The following is a 16,553-nucleotide window of genomic DNA, read 5'->3' as shown; positions in this document are numbered from 1 at the left end:
TCTACTCCTAACTCAGTTGTTGTATTGTTTTTAAGAGATCATCTTCTCTTAAGTCATCTAGTTTCATATAAACTGCATTTAAATTTTCAGCCATTTCTTTAGCCAGTCCTAAACTGATAAAACCTGACTCAGAATCAACAACTACAAAATTTATCTCTTCACTTTCAGCCTTTTTAGAAACCTCCATAATTTCTTCTATGAATTTTTTTTCAGAATAACTTACATTCCCTCTACCATCAGAGATTACAATCACTATTGGGACAAGATTGCAATACTTTGATCTCTGAGCTTTCAGGAAGTCAACCACATTTTTGACACCTAAACTCAAAGGCGTTTTACCACCTGTTTTTATATTTGTAAGCTTCTTGTAGGCCAAATCAATACTTCTCGTAGGATTCAGTACCAGTTCTGTCTTGTCTCCTCTAAAAGTCATTAAACCTACAGTATCTCTCTTTTGATATGCATCCTTTAACAAGGCGTAAATAGCACCCTTTGCAGTAGACATACGCTTGTTAACACCCATGGAACCACTTGCATCAACAAGAAACATGATTAAGTTTCCAACTCTGTCTTCCCTTATTTTTACACGTATATCTTCTTTGTGTATATTAACAAACAAACCATCTTTTTCTCTATACTTTTGATAAGGTGCAGCTTGCCTTAATGTAGCATCTAAGGCAATATCATTTAAGTTACCTTTTGGAAAACGAGATTTAATGTATCGACCCCTACTGGCATTTATGCGTGTTTTATGACGTCTGCCTGGCCCCATGACTTTAAGCCTTGTGTCAATATCCTTAAGAATTTCTTTTGCATTAAAAGTCTCATCAATTTCAAAGCATTCCTCATTTATTTGTTCTTTCATGGCCACTTGCGATACATCAACTTGTGTATGAGTTTGTTTGTTGTCTTCAGATTGATTGCCTGATTGCTCTTTGTTAGGTGGTATTTCTTGGTCACTTTTTTCTCTTAATCTGTGCCCCAAAACATAGTTGATGACCGCCTCGACATCACTTTTATCCACTGACCTTTTTCCCATGTATGCAGCGTGAGCTTTAGAAGCCAAAACCGTGACCAAATCTGCACGATGACCTGATACTAATGAAGTCAAACACAATTTACCAATCCAAGTGATGATCTCTTCAGATATAATGACCGACTTGTATCTTTCCTGAGCTTTAGTAATTGAAGTCTTCAAAGCCAATAAATCCTTCTTGAATGGTCTTAAAAATTCATCTGGATTTTCATCATATGCTAGACATCTTTTTATGATTTCCACTCTTTCATTAAGCATATCTGTACCTTCAACATGTACAAAAAAGCCAAATCGATCCATAAAATGTTGTTTTATTTGTCCTTCTTCTGGATTCATTGAACCAATTAAAATAAAGTTATTTTCATATGCTGAAGCTTCAATAATTAAATTTGTCAAGTTATCAGACAACAAGTTAATTTCATCTACATAAAGAATTTGATTTTTTGCAGATTCTAAAAGACCTACCTCATTTTTTATTTCACCCGTACTTAAAACATGTTCGATGTCTACAGAACCTACTAATCTATCCTCAGTCACATTTAATGGCACATTAACTACCCTTTTATCAGATAATGATTCAATTGATCTTACCAAAGTAGATTTTGCTGTGCCCTTTTGTCCAGAAAATAGAATGCCACCAATTGCAGGTTCTATTAAGTTTAAGATGAGCGCTTTCTTCACATGCTCAAGCCCGACTACTGCAGTGAAAGGATACAAATTACGCATCTTCTACACCATTCATGAAATCTTTTAAGACTTCAACGTTTAAACCGCTCTCATCAAATGGGTTCCGTCTCATTCTATGCGGTAACACGAGTTCTGCAGCTTCAAATATATCATCTCGTATGACATGATTTCTGCCATTATAGGCTGCTAAAGTTTTAGCTGTTTTTAGCATTGTTATATCTGCCCTATGACCATCAACACCTAACGACAATGCTATATGGGCAGTTAAAACAATTAAATCATCTTCCACTTCAACTTGACTAAGTAATTTCTGTGCTTCTTCTATACGACATGCTAGTGCTTGATTCTTTTCTTCATAACGACTTGCAAAACCTTCTTTGTTTTCATCAAACATCAAACGTCTTTTAATAACTTCTACACGATTGTCTAAAGCGACTTCACCTTTTACATCCACTGTTAAACCAAAACGATCTAAAAGTTGCGGACGTAAATCTCCTTCTTCTGGGTTCATGGTACCAATCAAAACAAATCGCGAAGGATGTGTATATGATACGCCTTCTCTTTCGATGATGTTTTCACCCATGGCTGCAGCATCTAGTAAAATATCTACAATATGGTCATCCAATAAGTTGATTTCATCAACATATAATAAGTTCCTATTGGCAGATGCCAAAATACCAGGCTCAAATTTCTTTTCACCATATTTAATGGCATGTTCAATATCTAATGTACCAACAACTCTGTCTTCTGTAGCCCCTATTGGTAAGTCAACTACCGTCATTTTCTTTCTTGTCATTTCTTTATCGTTATTATTTGAACATTCTGAACAAAGTGACTTTGATCTTGGTGAACAGTTGAATCGGCAGGACTGATAAACTTCTCTTTCAGGAAGTAAATTAACAAGAGATCTTACAGCCGTTGACTTTGCTGTACCTTTTTCACCACGAATCAGTACACCACCAATACTCGGATTAATGATATTCAATACAATGGATTTTTTCATTTTTTCTTGCCCTACTATAGCTGTAAATGGATATACAAATTTACACATCTTTAACCCCTATTCTCATTTCATTGATTCTATTTATAAAGAGCCGACCAATTGCTTCATTTTCACCTAGACCTTCAAGTAAGCATTTTACTTCAATACCTTCACCTTCTAGAATAGATTTATAAGACTCATCATCTTCACCAGCCATATCATTCATAGCGTGATCACCAGCTACAATCATTAATGGCATAAGTGAAACTTTTTCATATCTCTTCACCTTAAGCAAAATATGATCTATTTCAGGGTATCCCTCAACATTTGCAATAAACATATCATTTCTATTATCATTCAGTTTGGCCTGTAACATACTGTAACATGCATTTGCATGATGTTCAGTACCATGGCCCATTAAAACATAGGCATGATTGTCTTTACTTTTAAGACGCTTATCTAAAATATCAACCATCTGATCATAATGACCTTCTTCACATAATAGTGGCTTTCCAAGAGTAATATGAACTTGAGAATGATGATTGTACTTCTTTACGGCACTTTTAACTTTTTCATACTCATAGCCTGGAATTACATGAAGTGGTTGTACATGAATATCATGAATTCCCTCATCAACCATCCTAGAAATGGCCTCAGATGGGGTATCAATTATCAAACCATCTCTTTGTCTTAATTTCTTAATGATCATATTAGAAGTAAATGCTCTTCTTACTTCATACTTATCAAATGCTTCTGAGATCATATTTTCAATATGTTCTATCGATCTCTTTCTAACCTCAGTAAAACTTGTCCCAAAACTTGCAACTATAATCCCTTTCTTCATCTCTTACTCCTTATAATCATGTACCTATTATATGAACAAAAAAAATCTAAGCATAAGCTTAGATTATATCAACAGAAAAAAATCCTATTCTTATACTCTCCAAGCACCCGTGGAGTTTTAGCATCTTAAAAATAGGCAGGTCTTCTGACTCAAGCATCATCACACTTTTATCCTTCCCGTTTAAAACAGTGGTTATAAAAAGCATTCCTCTTTTACAGCGGCGGGCCCGTGTAGGATTTTCACCTAACTTCCCTCTTAGAATTTACAAAAGTAAATTAACCTATTCTAGTTATTTAATTCTCATAGGTATCGTACACTATCACATCTTTCGAGTCAACAGTATAAATAACTTTTATAATTATATTTTTATATTTCCAATCAAGCATATGCCATTTTACTTCTTATCAAATACTTCTAAAAGTTCCATGGCAGCTCTTGTAGGTGACACTTGTCCATTAGCCAATGATGTCTTCAGCTTAGGAATCATTCTTTTAACACCATCATGGTTATAAAATCTAGACGTCAACTGATGAATCACTGTATTAAAAACCCATTCAAGTGTTTGGGCCTGTCTTCTAGACTCGAAAACACCATTTTCTTTGGTGATGACTAAGAATTCCTGAATCATATCCCATATATCTGAAACACCTTCATTATACAATGCTGAGCATATTAGGACTCTCGATTGCCAGCCATCAGTAGCAGGTCTAAGATAAGTCAGGATTGTTTTAAACTCCCCTTGTGCTGCTTTAGCTCTGACAAGATTATCGCCGTCAGCTTTGTTGACAAGAATGGCATCACAAATTTCCATAACACCTTTTTTCATACCTTGTAGATCATCACCGCCACCGGTGATTAATACCAGCAAGAAAAAATCAACCATAGACCTTACAGTGACTTCATTTTGGCCTACACCGACTGTTTCAACCAAAATAACATCGTAACCTGCTGCTTCACAAAGTAATATTGTCTCTTTGCTTTTTCTTGTCACACCACCTAATGTACCGCCAGAAGGAGAAGGTCTTATAAAAGCGTTGTCATGACGAGAAAGTTGTTCCATTCTGGTTTTATCACCTAAAATGGATCCTCCTGTAATACTAGAACTCGGATCAACTGCCAATACTGCTACCTTTAAGCCTAAGTTACATAAGTACAATCCAAATGCTTCTATCAACGTACTTTTACCCGCTCCAGGCACACCAGATATGCCAATTCTAATGGCCTTGCCAGTATGGGGTAAGAGCTGTTGAAGTAAGGTCTGAGACATGTCAAAATGTCTCAGAGCATTACTTTCAATCAATGTTATTGATCTGGCAAGAATCATTCTATTACCTTCTAAAATTCCTGAATAATAATCATCAATAGATAATTCTTTTCTTTTTCTAACAAGTCGTTTCTTAGAGGTATGTCCTTTTTCTACCCCGTCCATTACCTTGGTTGCAAACTCACCATCAGCATGTTCTGGTACCCACTTTGGTTTTTTACTTGTCATAGCCTAGGTTCTCATTTAAAACATAGATGATTTTTCTAGCACAATCAGTTATGATAGATCCAGGACCAAAGATCAATGATGCACCATGTTCATAAAGAAAGTCATAATCTTGAGCTGGTATAACACCACCTGCAAAGACCATGATATCATCTCTACCAAGATCCTCTAGTGCTTTTACCAATTGCGGCAATAGAGTTTTATGACCTGCCGCTAAAGAACTCATCCCCACAGCATGTACATCATTTTCTACTGCATCTTTTGCAACTTCCTCTGGTGTTTGGAATAAAGGACCTACGTCAACATCAAATCCTAAATCTGCATACCCTGTTGCAACTACTTTTGCACCACGATCATGCCCATCTTGTCCCATTTTGGCAATATAGATTCTAGGTCGTCTACCATCATTTTCTTCAAACTCATCTGTCAATTCTTTAATTTCTTTAATATCATCTTTTTTAGCGTATTCAGAAGAATATACACCTGAGATTGATCTGATCACTGCCTTATGTCTTCCTTTCACTTTTTCTACAGCATAAGATATTTCACCGAGAGTCGCTCTGACTCTCGCTGCAGCAACAGCTAGTTCTAGTAAGTTTCCTTGACCTGTACGTGTCGCTTCCGTCAATTCTTCTAGTGCTTTTTTTACTTTATCGTTGTCTCTTTCGGCTTTTAGTTTCTCAAGTCTTTTAATCTGGGCCACCCTAACAGCTGAGTTGTCAATTTCTAATATTTCAATTGGATCTTCATGTTCTAAACGGTACTTGTTAACACCGATTATTGCCTCGTTTGCAGAATCGATTCTAGCTTGTCTTCTAGCAGCACCTTCTTCTATTCTCATCTTAGGTATACCTGTTTCTATAGCCTTGGCCATCCCCCCTAGAGATTCAATTTCTTGAATATGCCCCCAAGCTTTTCTTGCAATCTCATGTGTTAATCGTTCAACGTAATAAGAACCCGCCCAAGGATCAATGACTTTGCATATACTGGTCTCATCCTGCAAATACAATTGTGTGTTTCTAGCAATACGAGCTGAGAAATCTGTTGGTAGGGCAATGGCTTCGTCAAGGGCATTGGTATGTAGTGATTGCGTATGTCCTAAAGAAGCAGCCATAGCTTCAATAAGTGTCCTAGTTACATTGTTAAAAGGATCTTGCTCAGTCAAAGACCAACCTGAAGTCTGAGAATGTGTTCTAAGTGCTGTAGACTTTGGATTCTTTGGATCAAAGTCTTTTACAATTTTTGCCCATAACATTCTTCCAGCCCTCATTTTAGCAACTTCCATAAAATAGTTGGTCCCTTGTGCCCAGAAGAAAGAAAGTCTAGGCGCAAAAGCATCTATATCAATACCTGCTTTTACCCCTGCTCGTAAATACTCTAGGCCATCTGCAAGTGTGTAGGCAAGTTCTATATCATTTGTTGCACCAGCTTCTTGCATATGATAACCCGAAATAGAAATTGAGTTAAACTTAGGCATGTATTTAGATGTATATTCAAAAATATCAGCAATAATCTTCATAGAAATTTCAGGTGGATAAACATAGGTATTTCTAACCATATATTCCTTAAGAATATCATTCTGAATGGTACCAGCAAGTTGCTCCTTAGGTACGCCTTGTTCTTCTCCAGCCACAATATAAAAGGCTAGCACAGGTAAAACAGCACCGTTCATAGTCATAGATACTGACATTTTGTCTAGTGGAATACCATCAAACAAGATATTCATATCAAGCATCGAGTCTACAGCAACACCAGCTTTACCCACATCACCGACAACACGTTCATGATCGGAATCATACCCTCTATGTGTTGCCAAGTCAAAGGCAATTGAAAGTCCCTTTTGACCTGCTGCTAAGTTTCTTTTATAGAAGGCATTAGATTCTTCTGCTGTAGAAAAACCAGCGTACTGCCTTACTGTCCATGGTCTTGTAACGTACATGGTTGCATAAGGGCCTCTTAAATAAGGTTCTATACCAGCGGTAAAACCTAAGTGCTCAAAGTCGTCATATCCTTTACTGGTATAAAGAGGTCCTACCTCAATTTGCTCATTGGTCATCCAAGAAAAGTCTTCAATTTTCTTTGAAGTTTGGCTATATAACGACTGAATCCATTCTTCTTTATTCAGGTCAGGCTTATTTGTCCCTAAACTTATAGACGAAAAATCTGGGTTATGCATTTTCGACCTCCTTTTGTAATTCAGTTAAAAGCTCATAGCAATCTGCCCCCATATAAATAAAGTGATTGATACCAGCTTCTTTGTATATCTCTATCAGTTCCTTAGTTGGCCTGCCTGCTACAATAAGAATCATCTTAGAACCTTTAGTTCTAATCGACTTGGCAATAGCAGGTACAATTTCAGGATAAACATGATCTGTGGAACAAATAACACCAATTTGTGCACCTGATTCTAAACCAGCTTTAACAGCCTTTTCTGTATCTAAAAAACCGTCATTCGTTAATATTTCAAAACCACCGACTTCAAAGAAACCTCTTGAAAAATCTGCTCGAGGTTTATGCTTTGGAATTTTTCCATAATTAAACAAGAATACTTTCGGACATTTTCCTCCTGCTTTCATAAGTTTCGTTTTGTCTCTTAATGCCTCAAATCTTTCAGCTCCTCTTTCTAAAGAAACAGGTTCAATAGAAGCCTCTTCTTCTGTGCTTAAAAGCTCAGTTATAAGACCTAAACTTACTCCCTTTTGAAGCGCTTTTACAACTAGTGGCATAGAAATCTTATTATTTATATTTATATAGTCCCCTAACTCACTTAATGCATTTTCTACTTCAAACATATCATTACTTAAGTGATATGATTGTACTGCTTCAATACGTTCATCAACCATCTTATTGACGTCTTTTTCATGTTCTGCAAGTTTTTCTTCAGACATATTAGCATACATGTTTGTTCCAACCCAAACATGTTTACGTTTGGCCATATTCTTAAATTTTTCTTCATACTTATCTTTAACCTCAGCTTGGACTTCATGAGAAGTTAGTACTTCTTTCATACCACCTTTTTTCTCGATTGTCTGGAACTTTTTCCATGCATTTTCTGCAATTTCATGGGTCAATGACTCAATATACCAGGAACCACCTGCAGGATCTATAGGTTGTGTGAATCTACATTCATCTTGCAAAATTGACTGAACATTTCTAGAGACTCGTCTTGAAAAATCATCTGCTTCACGAATTGGTTCATCAAATGGCAATATCTCTAATGAATCTACACCACCAACGGCTCCAGAAAATGCTTCAGATGCATTTCTTAACATATTTACATATGGATCATATACCGTTTTAGTCCATGAAGAAGTCTTACCATGAATGTATATTTTTTGAGAATCCAGATTACCACCAAAAGATTCAACAATTTTTGACCACATCACTCTTGCTGCTCTAACTTTAGATAGCTCCATAAAGAAATTAGAACCTAGTGATAATGAAAATGCCATATGTGGCGCTATATCATCTACATGAACGCCACGTTTGATCATCTCCCTTAAGTATTCAGTGCCAGTAGCCATGGCATAAGAAAGCTCGGATACAGCATCTGCACCACCATTATGATACACATGACTTTCAACAAGTATGGTTCTTAAGTCAGAACCTAACATTAGAATGTGATTTAATACATCTCGCATACAATCGTAAGATTTTACAATACTTGATGTTGTGTAACCATATTTTGCAAACATACCAAGTGGGTCATAGCCCAAAACACCTTTTAAGTCTCTAGGATTTTGATTCGAGTTTTCAAGATAAGCATAAAACATACCTGTCATGCCTACAGGATTCATCCCTACATTGATATGTATCGGTAAAACACTAAAAACCAAATCATGAAGTGCTATGGTAAGGTCTTGAAGGGTAGATACTGAAACACCTCTATAACCTATGCCTGACACCTCTGGCGAATCAGCATCCAAACCTAGCAGTGTTGGCATATCAAGTGTCATGTTCATTGATGTCTGCCCCTTGTACAAGGCATCAATTAAAGCCTTATTGAAATCGGCTGGTTTTGCAGCGTAAATCTCCTGTGAAATTTTCCATGGCTCTACTAAATGACCTTCTGCTTTTGTCCCTCGCAAGTAAGGGTACTGACCTGGTAGTGTATTAGCGTAAGGTACTTGATCTAAATCTTCTTGATTATAAATAGGCTTTAGGGTAATAGCCTCTGGCGTATTAGTAAACATGGCCTTATTAAAATCTTTTCCCTTAAGAAGCTTTACGGCAGCTTCTTGCCATTCACTGTAACTTGGTTTCTTAAAATCTGAAAACAGCTTATCATCAGATGCTAAGTTATGATTACGGTTCTTCTTCTCCATCTTTTTCTCCTTTGTTAGTTTTACAGTCCTTGAAAAACCTTATCACAACAAAAAACACCTTATTCTACGAATAAGATGTCAAGATTAGAAACTTTTTCACCACCTATTCATCGTAGGGATCATGTGACTTATTTAAAGGCGGATGTCTGACTTACAGCTTGTGCTGATTCACAGTGGCGGGACCGTTCCGAACTTACATCGGATTCTCCATTAAAACTATTCGCTTAACAAATAGTTACCTAAAAACGGTTATTCAATTAACTTCAGTATATAGTTTTATATTTATCATGACAATAGTATCAAGATGACTTTATCAAATATACCAATACAAGTGTATACGATTATGGAATCTTAAGAGTGACTGCCCTTCACAACTTGAAATCCTTTATCCTCTAAAGTCAATTTTATCTCGTCATATCTATGACACTCAACTTCAATACATCTAGCCATATGAAGCGTATCGACCCCACTTCGTTTGAGTTGTTCAAACTTATAATCCATGCCTTCAAACAAAGGTTTGTTACAACCATTACAATGGAAAAAAGCAAGCAATTTAGCATCTTGATAGATCGAAAATGCATCTCTTCTATCTTCAAATGCCTTAAAGCATCCAATGCCTGTACAGTCGTAAGTCATCTTATTACACACAAGTACACCTATTTTCATGACACTACCTCCTTAAAGACTATGGCCGTTTCACCATCTTGCTTGATTACCTTAGCTTTAACGTCAAATATATCTGCTATTACAGCATCATTTATAATGTCTTGCGGTGGTCCATGATATTTAACTTTTCCCTGGCTCATAACATAAACATAATCACAATAATTCATGGCAATATTTAAATCATGTATAGCAGCCACAACAGAAACATCTAAAGATTTCACAACCTTTAACATCATCAATTGATGTTTCACATCTAAATGATTGGTTGGTTCATCAAGTATCAGACATTCTGGTTCTTGACATAAGGCTCTCGCCAATATGATTCTTTGCATTTCTCCACCGGATAAAGTAGAAAAGAGACGTTTTTTATAATCAAGCATATCTACAGCATTTAAAGACTTGTCTAATATGGTAAAATCGTCTTGATTATAGCCTTCCATAGTCTTTTTATAAGGACTTCTGCCCATTAGAACCATATCTTCTACGACAAAATCAAAGTGACTATGGTTATGCTGAGCGACCACAGACATAGATTTTGCACTTTCCTTAACCGATAAGTCCATTAAGCTTGTTCCATTAAGATAGACTGTCCCTAATTCAGGTTCAAGTACCCTGTAAATACACTTTAAAAGCGTGCTCTTACCACTGCCATTTGGTCCAATAATGCCAACAAACTTACCTTTTTTACAATGAATTGAGACATCATTTAATACTCTAAAATCTCCATAAGAAAAAGTTAAATTATTTGCTTTTATCATGAATGACCTCCAAAACCGTAATTTCGCTTAATTAAGAGCCACACAAAACATGGTGCACCAATTGCAGATATTAAAATACCAATCGGTAATTCCGAATGTGGAAGTATGGTTCTTGAAAAAATATCTGCCCATAAGATAAATACTGCTCCTAAAAGTGCTGAAGCAGGAATGAGTTTTTTATGGTCTGTTCCTAAAATCATCCTGCATATATGAGGTATGATCAAACCCACGAAACCAATCATACCAGAGGAATAAACAACAAGTCCCATCATAAGTGATGTGATTACAAGATAAAGCGTTCTGGAATGATCCAATTGTTTACCAAGTGTAATAGCGACATCATCACCTAATAACATTAAGTTCAAAGTACGGTATTGAGTCATAAAAAAAATAAATCCTATTATGATAACTGGAAACATCCACATGAGTTGAGACCATTTTGCACCTGCTAAAGATCCCATCAGCCAATATGTAATAGATTGAATACCATCTTTATCATGTGCTAGATAAATGATTAAACTAGATAAAGAGGAACATACAGCAGATAGGGCCATACCTGCTAGAAGTAATCTAATAGAATTTGACTTACCGTTTATATTAGAAATCATCATGACGCCGATGGATACTGAAAAAGCACCAAGAAAGGCCATGACACCAACAAAGTTACCTCCAAAAATAGCACCAATGCCTAGTAAAATGGCAAGAGTTGCTCCTAGAGAAGCACCTGATGAAATACCCAGGATATAGGGATCAGCGAGCGGATTTTTTACAATGGCTTGCATGACAACACCAACAACTGCAAGTGTTATTCCAACCATAATCGCTAGAAAAATTCTAGGCATTCTAATTAGAAATATAACATCATCCAATACACTTGGGCTATACGATTGACTCATTCTATTAGCGATTGTATCAATAACATCTTCAATCGGTATATCAACTGTACCAATTGTTATGGAAAAAATGGCTGTTAGTACAACAGCCACAAGTAGTACAGTTATTAAAAGTCCATAACTGATTTTATTCATAAATCCCCTTCGCAAATCTTTCGATTCCATCTATTGTTCTGATACCACTGGCATACATCTCACCTAATGGGATGGCAAACACTTTATTGTTCTTGACAGCATCCAGATTAGCAAACTTTGGATTATCTAATACATTAGCCATAGCTTGTGTCTCAGCTTCGATGTCTGTTTTATCACCACCGTTGTAATATACTACAAATATGGCATCAGGGTTATATGAAAGAACATCTTCAGCACCTAAGTCGTTGCCTTCTGGACTTAATAGTTCAGCACCTAACTTAATGACCATATCACCACCTAGAGATGTTTCACCGTAAGACCAGATTGTATCCTTTGAAAACTCAATAATGAGTGCTGACTTTTGCTCTTCTTCTTTAGCTTTTTCAGCCACTTCTTCAACACGAGTCTTAATTTGATCTACAATAGCTTCTGCCTTATCTTGTACATTAAAAATCTTGCCTAAGTTTAAAATATCATCACATTCATTTTGTAATGTTCTTGGTGATACCGGACCAGAGTTAAGTGCCATGTATGTACCAATCTTTCTATCATGGTAATAAGCTACATCTCCAATTCTTTTATCAGAGAAGTAAGAATACCAAGATAAGATAAAGTCAGGATTCTCCATAACAACCGTTTCTTTTGTAGGTTGCCATGCATCTAAGTACTTTACTTTTGAGAAAGCATCTTCTAACTCAGGTTTTACCTTATGGTCTAGACCTGCAGCTGCAACTATCTTATCTTCTAATCCAAGTGCTAAAAGCGTTTCAATAGAGTTTTGATAAACTGCAACAACACTTTCAGGCTCTTTTTCAATTGTTACCTCTACAGGCTCTTTTGCGTAATTGTAAGTTGTATAAGTAACTGGATAATAGGCATCTTCAGCTTCCTCTGTTTCATTTACTTGATCTGTAGTTACAACTTCCTCTTTTACTTCTTGTCCGGTGTTGCCACCGCCTGTTTCTTCTGATTGACATGCAATCATTAGCATTGATAAGGTTAATATCACCAACCAAACCGATAACTTCTTCATTTTTTCATCCTCCAATTCTCATTTTTTACATAAACTGATATTTTTGGACACAAAAATAACACCTTGAGAATATCGCTTTTTAACCCGAAAAGCCTCATGATAGTTTAATCCTAGTCGGTCTCCTGACTTATGTATCATCATAATCTTTCGCCTTCCCAAGTTACCTCAGTGGCATGATAAAAGATTACTCCTCAAATACAGTAGCGGTACTGTGCAAGATTCTCACTTGCTTCCCAATATTCCTAGCATCATTCAAATGTGTCGGAGTAATTGTATCATTTAGATAAATGAGAGTCAATATAACTTTCATAATGATTTATTAAACTTTTCTCAATAGACAAAAATAAATAGACTTGCACGCAAGTCTATTTTCTGTCTTATTCACTATAACTTGTTGTCACTGTCCACTCTCCATCTAAATACTTTAAAGAAGATGGATAAGACTCGTCTGCCTCTATTATAAATTCGATCAAGTTATCATCGATTACATCAAGAGATGAAATTGAAGCTGTTTCACTCTCATAAACAAAGACTTCTGAAAGTTCATTTCCTTCAATGTCATATAACTCTAATTTGAAATACGAGCCACCATAAGACCATTTCTCAAACAAGAGTTTATCTCCAGCTGGGAAAGAATGAATCACTGTATCACTAAAATCTTTAATGATTTCACCACTTTTTCTTGATAGAACTTGCGTATACGAACCTTCATAAGACGAGGTCACAGCATAGGCGTTCATAAGCACGAATGTATCAGTTAAGTCTCTTACCAAATAAAAATCATCATATGCACCTTCAAACTTAACAGTATCGCCATTTTCTAGTTTTAAATAAAAGTCTTTGGTGATTAAAATTGATTCTCTTTCATAAGCCCATCTTGGTCTATATGCATAGGCATAACCACCATCTGGAATGTAGACCTTGAACCACATAACAAGCTCGTTATCAATAATATCGTAGATATCAGTAGATTCAATTTTTACTACTTGTGATGGTTTGTAAGATCTTATGAAATTATCCTTGCTCATATCTGAATACAGATCAAATGGCTTATCTTCTTTAATGATTGGCGTAGAAATAACAGATAATTGCCAATTCCCATCTACATTGACCACATCTACTATTTCATGAGAAATAGCATGATTTGTAGAATACCAAGTATCATTAGAAATACGGCCACTTCTATAAGTACCATCTTCAAGTACTTCTAAATATGCAAATGAATCGTCGGTCTCATATAAGAGCTCAAATGCTTCACTTGACAGTTCGTAAAGCTTAAAAGACTCTGTTTCTTGTTTATTAACCTGATGGAAATGAAATGGCAACATATATAAAAGCAGTTGATTTTGATTTTTAAACTCATAAGCATAAGGCCAATCAACAATTTCACCACTCGGTATATGAATAAAAGTATGACCACCAAATCCGTTTTCTAAGTGTAAACAGTTTTCATTACCATCTGTTTGGAGTATATAGTCTTCTTGTAAAACTTTTTCAGCATCAGCAACAACCACTTCTGTAACTTCTGTAAGCGGATACAAGCCATGCTCAGGCTTTATATAGCCCTTGTATAATAATGATTCACATTCATACCAAATACCATCATAAACAATGATACTACCTGTAAACTCAAGTTCATCTAGTTTGACAACTCTGTCTTCAGCTACATCTTTTGTATAGTCCTTATAGATTCTGAATGTTAAATTATCAACGACTTGTATATGAATTTTTTCAGACTCAGTTGTTCTACCCAACTTATCTGAATACTGCAATTTGGCTTCGTACATGCCTGCTTCTGTAAAGACAAAGTTTTCATCAATAACTGCATCATTTAAAACAATTGCCATGCTTTCATCTTCAGGCAGGTCTAAAGGATCACCTACATTATAAAAATCTTTAAAATCATAAGATAAATCTTTTACTAAAAAATCTTTAGGTGTTTCCTCTGTTGAAACAGTATACCAACCGGCAATCCAACCGACTTCATCACCAACTTTTACAAGGTACCAGATTTCAGTTTTATCACCTTTTTCAACTTCTTTGGTCTTTAAAACCTCATAAACACAACCCTGATATACCTCACCTAGCTTATCAGAATCAGCTGAAGGCTGGCTTCTAAAATTCAATATCTCTATATCAACCTTAACTTTTTCTAATGCTTCTTCTACTTCTTCCTCTACAATAAGCTCTTCAACAACATTTTCTTCATTTACAGCTTCATTCACGCTTTCATTTACACCAGCATCATTACTCTCGCAAGCGACTAAGCTAAGAAATATGAAACATACTATCCAAATCTTTTTCATCAAAACCCCTCTTTGTTCTCTTTAAATACTAAAAACAGTATACTACAAATATGAATATGACTCCTTCAAAAAATAAAACTTTAATATAAAAAGATATACAGTTTAATTAAACTGTACATCTTTATCTGCAAACCTAAGTATTTCTATATTCTTAAGTGTATCTACACCATCACGACCTCTTAAGTCTTTTACCTGATTGTCAGAAATCTCGTATTCAAAACTTGAGCCTGAAAACTGAACGATATCCACGCCATCTTTGCCATCTATTACATTGTTGCCCTTATTCCCCATTAGGATGTTGTCCCTATCATTAGCAGACAAGTTTGAGTTCTTTTCACCAGTCAGGCGGGCCTTGTTCATGTACTGAGATTTAAAAGTATAGGCCAACTCTTCTTTGTAGGACATTTCAAAAGTCCCCTCGAAATCTGGTGAAATCCTGTCCATATAAGTTAAGTATTCAGGTAAAAATGATTCTAATGCCTCTAAGCCCATTGGATCTTTTTCTTTGATTTCATTTCTATCCTTGGCAATATAAATGCCCCACATGCCACCTTTTTCCTCAAAGGCAGACCATAAGCCATAATAAGAATCCAACACCGAAACAATGTACTCTTGTTCTAGAGACCCTTCTTTACTTAACTCTAGCAACCAATCTTTTGAGCCATAACCCCATAGACCTTTTTTGCCCCAATCAGACTTTGATTTTGGTAAGGCGTTTTCCATAGCACCTTTAATTGTGCTTGTAAGCTCAGGAAGTTTACCAGGATTAGATGATGTACCGATACCGTTATCATGAACCATATGAAGAATCTCTTCATAAGATGCATCCCTATGTTCATAATCATTATTGATGTACCACTTATCCCCTGTTACGGGTGTTTCTAATTGATAAAGTGGCTGACCGTACATAATGGACTCTTTGATGTTGGAATCACCATCGGCTCCGTTAGGCATCATTAAGATTGCTTGAGAATCTGCCATAGCATTGGCTACCCCAGTCATGTCATAGCCTTTATGACTGGTTAAATAAAAAGACAGAACATTGTATGCTTTGAGCACCTGCTCATCTGTTACTTGGTCCTGGGCTATGATTGTAATAGTCTTACCATTAGGTGCTTTATACTGAACATACTTAGAAAAAATACCCTTAAACTTCTTATTAATGCTTTCCACATCCGTCTTTATATCAGATGTATCAATATAATCTACATAGTTTTCATTTTCATAGACAATGACTTTTTCTACTGGTTCAGCTTCAGCCTGTTTTATTTTCGTATTCTGGCTGCAGCCCATTAATAAACCTAAAATTAATATACCGATTGTTATTTTTTTCATTGTGATCTCCCTTCTTGATACTTATATCATAAGGGCCTCTTGTATCCTCCATATATCCAAAGAA

At 35.9% G+C, this 16,553-nt stretch carries 12 protein-coding genes and 3 riboswitches; all 12 genes read right to left on the bottom strand.

Translation table 11 applies throughout. The features are described from left to right. Positions 1-7: 7 nt before the first annotated feature. The gene (locus tag EZV73_RS03220) at positions 8-1,762 is read right to left on the bottom strand and encodes a VWA domain-containing protein (RefSeq protein ID WP_240838242.1); all 1,755 of its coding nucleotides are present in this window, start codon (positions 1,760-1,762) and stop codon (positions 8-10) included. Beyond that, positions 1,755-2,774 carry an ATP-binding protein gene (locus tag EZV73_RS03215; RefSeq protein ID WP_240838241.1) on the bottom strand — a complete coding sequence of 340 codons (1,020 nt, stop codon included), beginning with the start codon at positions 2,772-2,774 and terminating at the stop codon, positions 1,755-1,757. Before EZV73_RS03215 ends, EZV73_RS03220 begins: the two co-directional genes overlap by 8 nt. Beyond that, on the bottom strand, positions 2,767-3,549 hold the full coding sequence (locus tag EZV73_RS03210) for a sirohydrochlorin cobaltochelatase (RefSeq protein WP_240838240.1): 783 nt from the start codon (positions 3,547-3,549) through the stop codon (positions 2,767-2,769). The genes EZV73_RS03215 and EZV73_RS03210 overlap by 8 nt, the downstream gene beginning before the upstream one ends. 116 nt (positions 3,550-3,665) lie before the next feature. Continuing rightward, a riboswitch (cobalamin riboswitch) is annotated at positions 3,666-3,848 on the bottom strand. A gap of 95 nt (positions 3,849-3,943) precedes the next feature. Beyond that, a complete protein-coding gene (meaB, locus tag EZV73_RS03205) occupies positions 3,944-5,041 on the bottom strand; it encodes a methylmalonyl Co-A mutase-associated GTPase MeaB (protein ID WP_240838238.1) in 1,098 nt (365 codons plus the stop codon). Further along, entirely contained in the window at positions 5,031-7,214 is a 2,184-nt protein-coding gene (scpA, locus tag EZV73_RS03200) for a methylmalonyl-CoA mutase (protein WP_240838236.1), read from the bottom strand. Before scpA ends, meaB begins: the two co-directional genes overlap by 11 nt. Continuing rightward, complete coding sequence (locus EZV73_RS03195) at positions 7,207-9,363, bottom strand: methylmalonyl-CoA mutase family protein (protein WP_240838234.1); 2,157 nt, start codon at positions 9,361-9,363, stop codon at positions 7,207-7,209. The genes scpA and EZV73_RS03195 overlap by 8 nt, the downstream gene beginning before the upstream one ends. 119 nt (positions 9,364-9,482) lie before the next feature. Further along, positions 9,483-9,621: riboswitch (cobalamin riboswitch) on the bottom strand. Positions 9,622-9,714: 93 nt separating this feature from the next. Continuing rightward, positions 9,715-10,029, bottom strand: coding sequence for a CGGC domain-containing protein (locus tag EZV73_RS03190; RefSeq protein ID WP_240838232.1), 315 nt, complete (start codon positions 10,027-10,029; stop codon positions 9,715-9,717). After that, on the bottom strand, positions 10,026-10,787 hold the full coding sequence (locus EZV73_RS03185; RefSeq protein WP_240838231.1) for an ABC transporter ATP-binding protein: 762 nt from the start codon (positions 10,785-10,787) through the stop codon (positions 10,026-10,028). Before EZV73_RS03185 ends, EZV73_RS03190 begins: the two co-directional genes overlap by 4 nt. Then, a complete protein-coding gene (locus EZV73_RS03180) occupies positions 10,784-11,815 on the bottom strand; it encodes an iron ABC transporter permease (protein WP_240838229.1) in 1,032 nt (343 codons plus the stop codon). Before EZV73_RS03180 ends, EZV73_RS03185 begins: the two co-directional genes overlap by 4 nt. Next, positions 11,808-12,848, bottom strand: coding sequence for an ABC transporter substrate-binding protein (locus EZV73_RS03175; RefSeq protein WP_240838228.1), 1,041 nt, complete (start codon positions 12,846-12,848; stop codon positions 11,808-11,810). Before EZV73_RS03175 ends, EZV73_RS03180 begins: the two co-directional genes overlap by 8 nt. A 94-nt stretch (positions 12,849-12,942) precedes the next feature. After that, positions 12,943-13,137, bottom strand: a riboswitch (cobalamin riboswitch). Between the two features lie 88 nt (positions 13,138-13,225). After that, positions 13,226-15,154 carry an SH3 domain-containing protein gene (locus tag EZV73_RS03170; RefSeq protein WP_240838226.1) on the bottom strand — a complete coding sequence of 643 codons (1,929 nt, stop codon included), beginning with the start codon at positions 15,152-15,154 and terminating at the stop codon, positions 13,226-13,228. A 102-nt stretch (positions 15,155-15,256) separates the two neighbouring features. Then, positions 15,257-16,489, bottom strand: coding sequence for a hypothetical protein (locus EZV73_RS03165; RefSeq protein ID WP_240838224.1), 1,233 nt, complete (start codon positions 16,487-16,489; stop codon positions 15,257-15,259). Positions 16,490-16,553: the final 64 nt, after the last annotated feature.

Origin of the sequence: Acidaminobacter sp. JC074, from assembly GCF_022496765.1 — a bacterium.
Classification (GTDB): domain Bacteria; phylum Bacillota; class Clostridia; order Peptostreptococcales; family Acidaminobacteraceae; genus JABXKX01.
This window is presented reverse-complemented; position numbering and strand designations above follow the sequence as displayed.

Coding starts and splice junctions, on each gene's coding strand:
- EZV73_RS03220 (WP_240838242.1), bottom strand. CDS start 1,762: ATGCGTAATTTGTATCCTTTCACTGCAGTAGTCGGGCTTGAGCATGTG.
- EZV73_RS03215 (WP_240838241.1), bottom strand. CDS start 2,774: ATGTGTAAATTTGTATATCCATTTACAGCTATAGTAGGGCAAGAAAAA.
- EZV73_RS03210 (WP_240838240.1), bottom strand. CDS start 3,549: ATGAAGAAAGGGATTATAGTTGCAAGTTTTGGGACAAGTTTTACTGAG.
- meaB (WP_240838238.1), bottom strand. CDS start 5,041: ATGACAAGTAAAAAACCAAAGTGGGTACCAGAACATGCTGATGGTGAG.
- scpA (WP_240838236.1), bottom strand. CDS start 7,214: ATGCATAACCCAGATTTTTCGTCTATAAGTTTAGGGACAAATAAGCCT.
- EZV73_RS03195 (WP_240838234.1), bottom strand. CDS start 9,363: ATGGAGAAGAAGAACCGTAATCATAACTTAGCATCTGATGATAAGCTG.
- EZV73_RS03190 (WP_240838232.1), bottom strand. CDS start 10,029: ATGAAAATAGGTGTACTTGTGTGTAATAAGATGACTTACGACTGTACA.
- EZV73_RS03185 (WP_240838231.1), bottom strand. CDS start 10,787: ATGATAAAAGCAAATAATTTAACTTTTTCTTATGGAGATTTTAGAGTA.
- EZV73_RS03180 (WP_240838229.1), bottom strand. CDS start 11,815: ATGAATAAAATCAGTTATGGACTTTTAATAACTGTACTACTTGTGGCT.
- EZV73_RS03175 (WP_240838228.1), bottom strand. CDS start 12,848: ATGAAGAAGTTATCGGTTTGGTTGGTGATATTAACCTTATCAATGCTA.
- EZV73_RS03170 (WP_240838226.1), bottom strand. CDS start 15,154: ATGAAAAAGATTTGGATAGTATGTTTCATATTTCTTAGCTTAGTCGCT.
- EZV73_RS03165 (WP_240838224.1), bottom strand. CDS start 16,489: ATGAAAAAAATAACAATCGGTATATTAATTTTAGGTTTATTAATGGGC.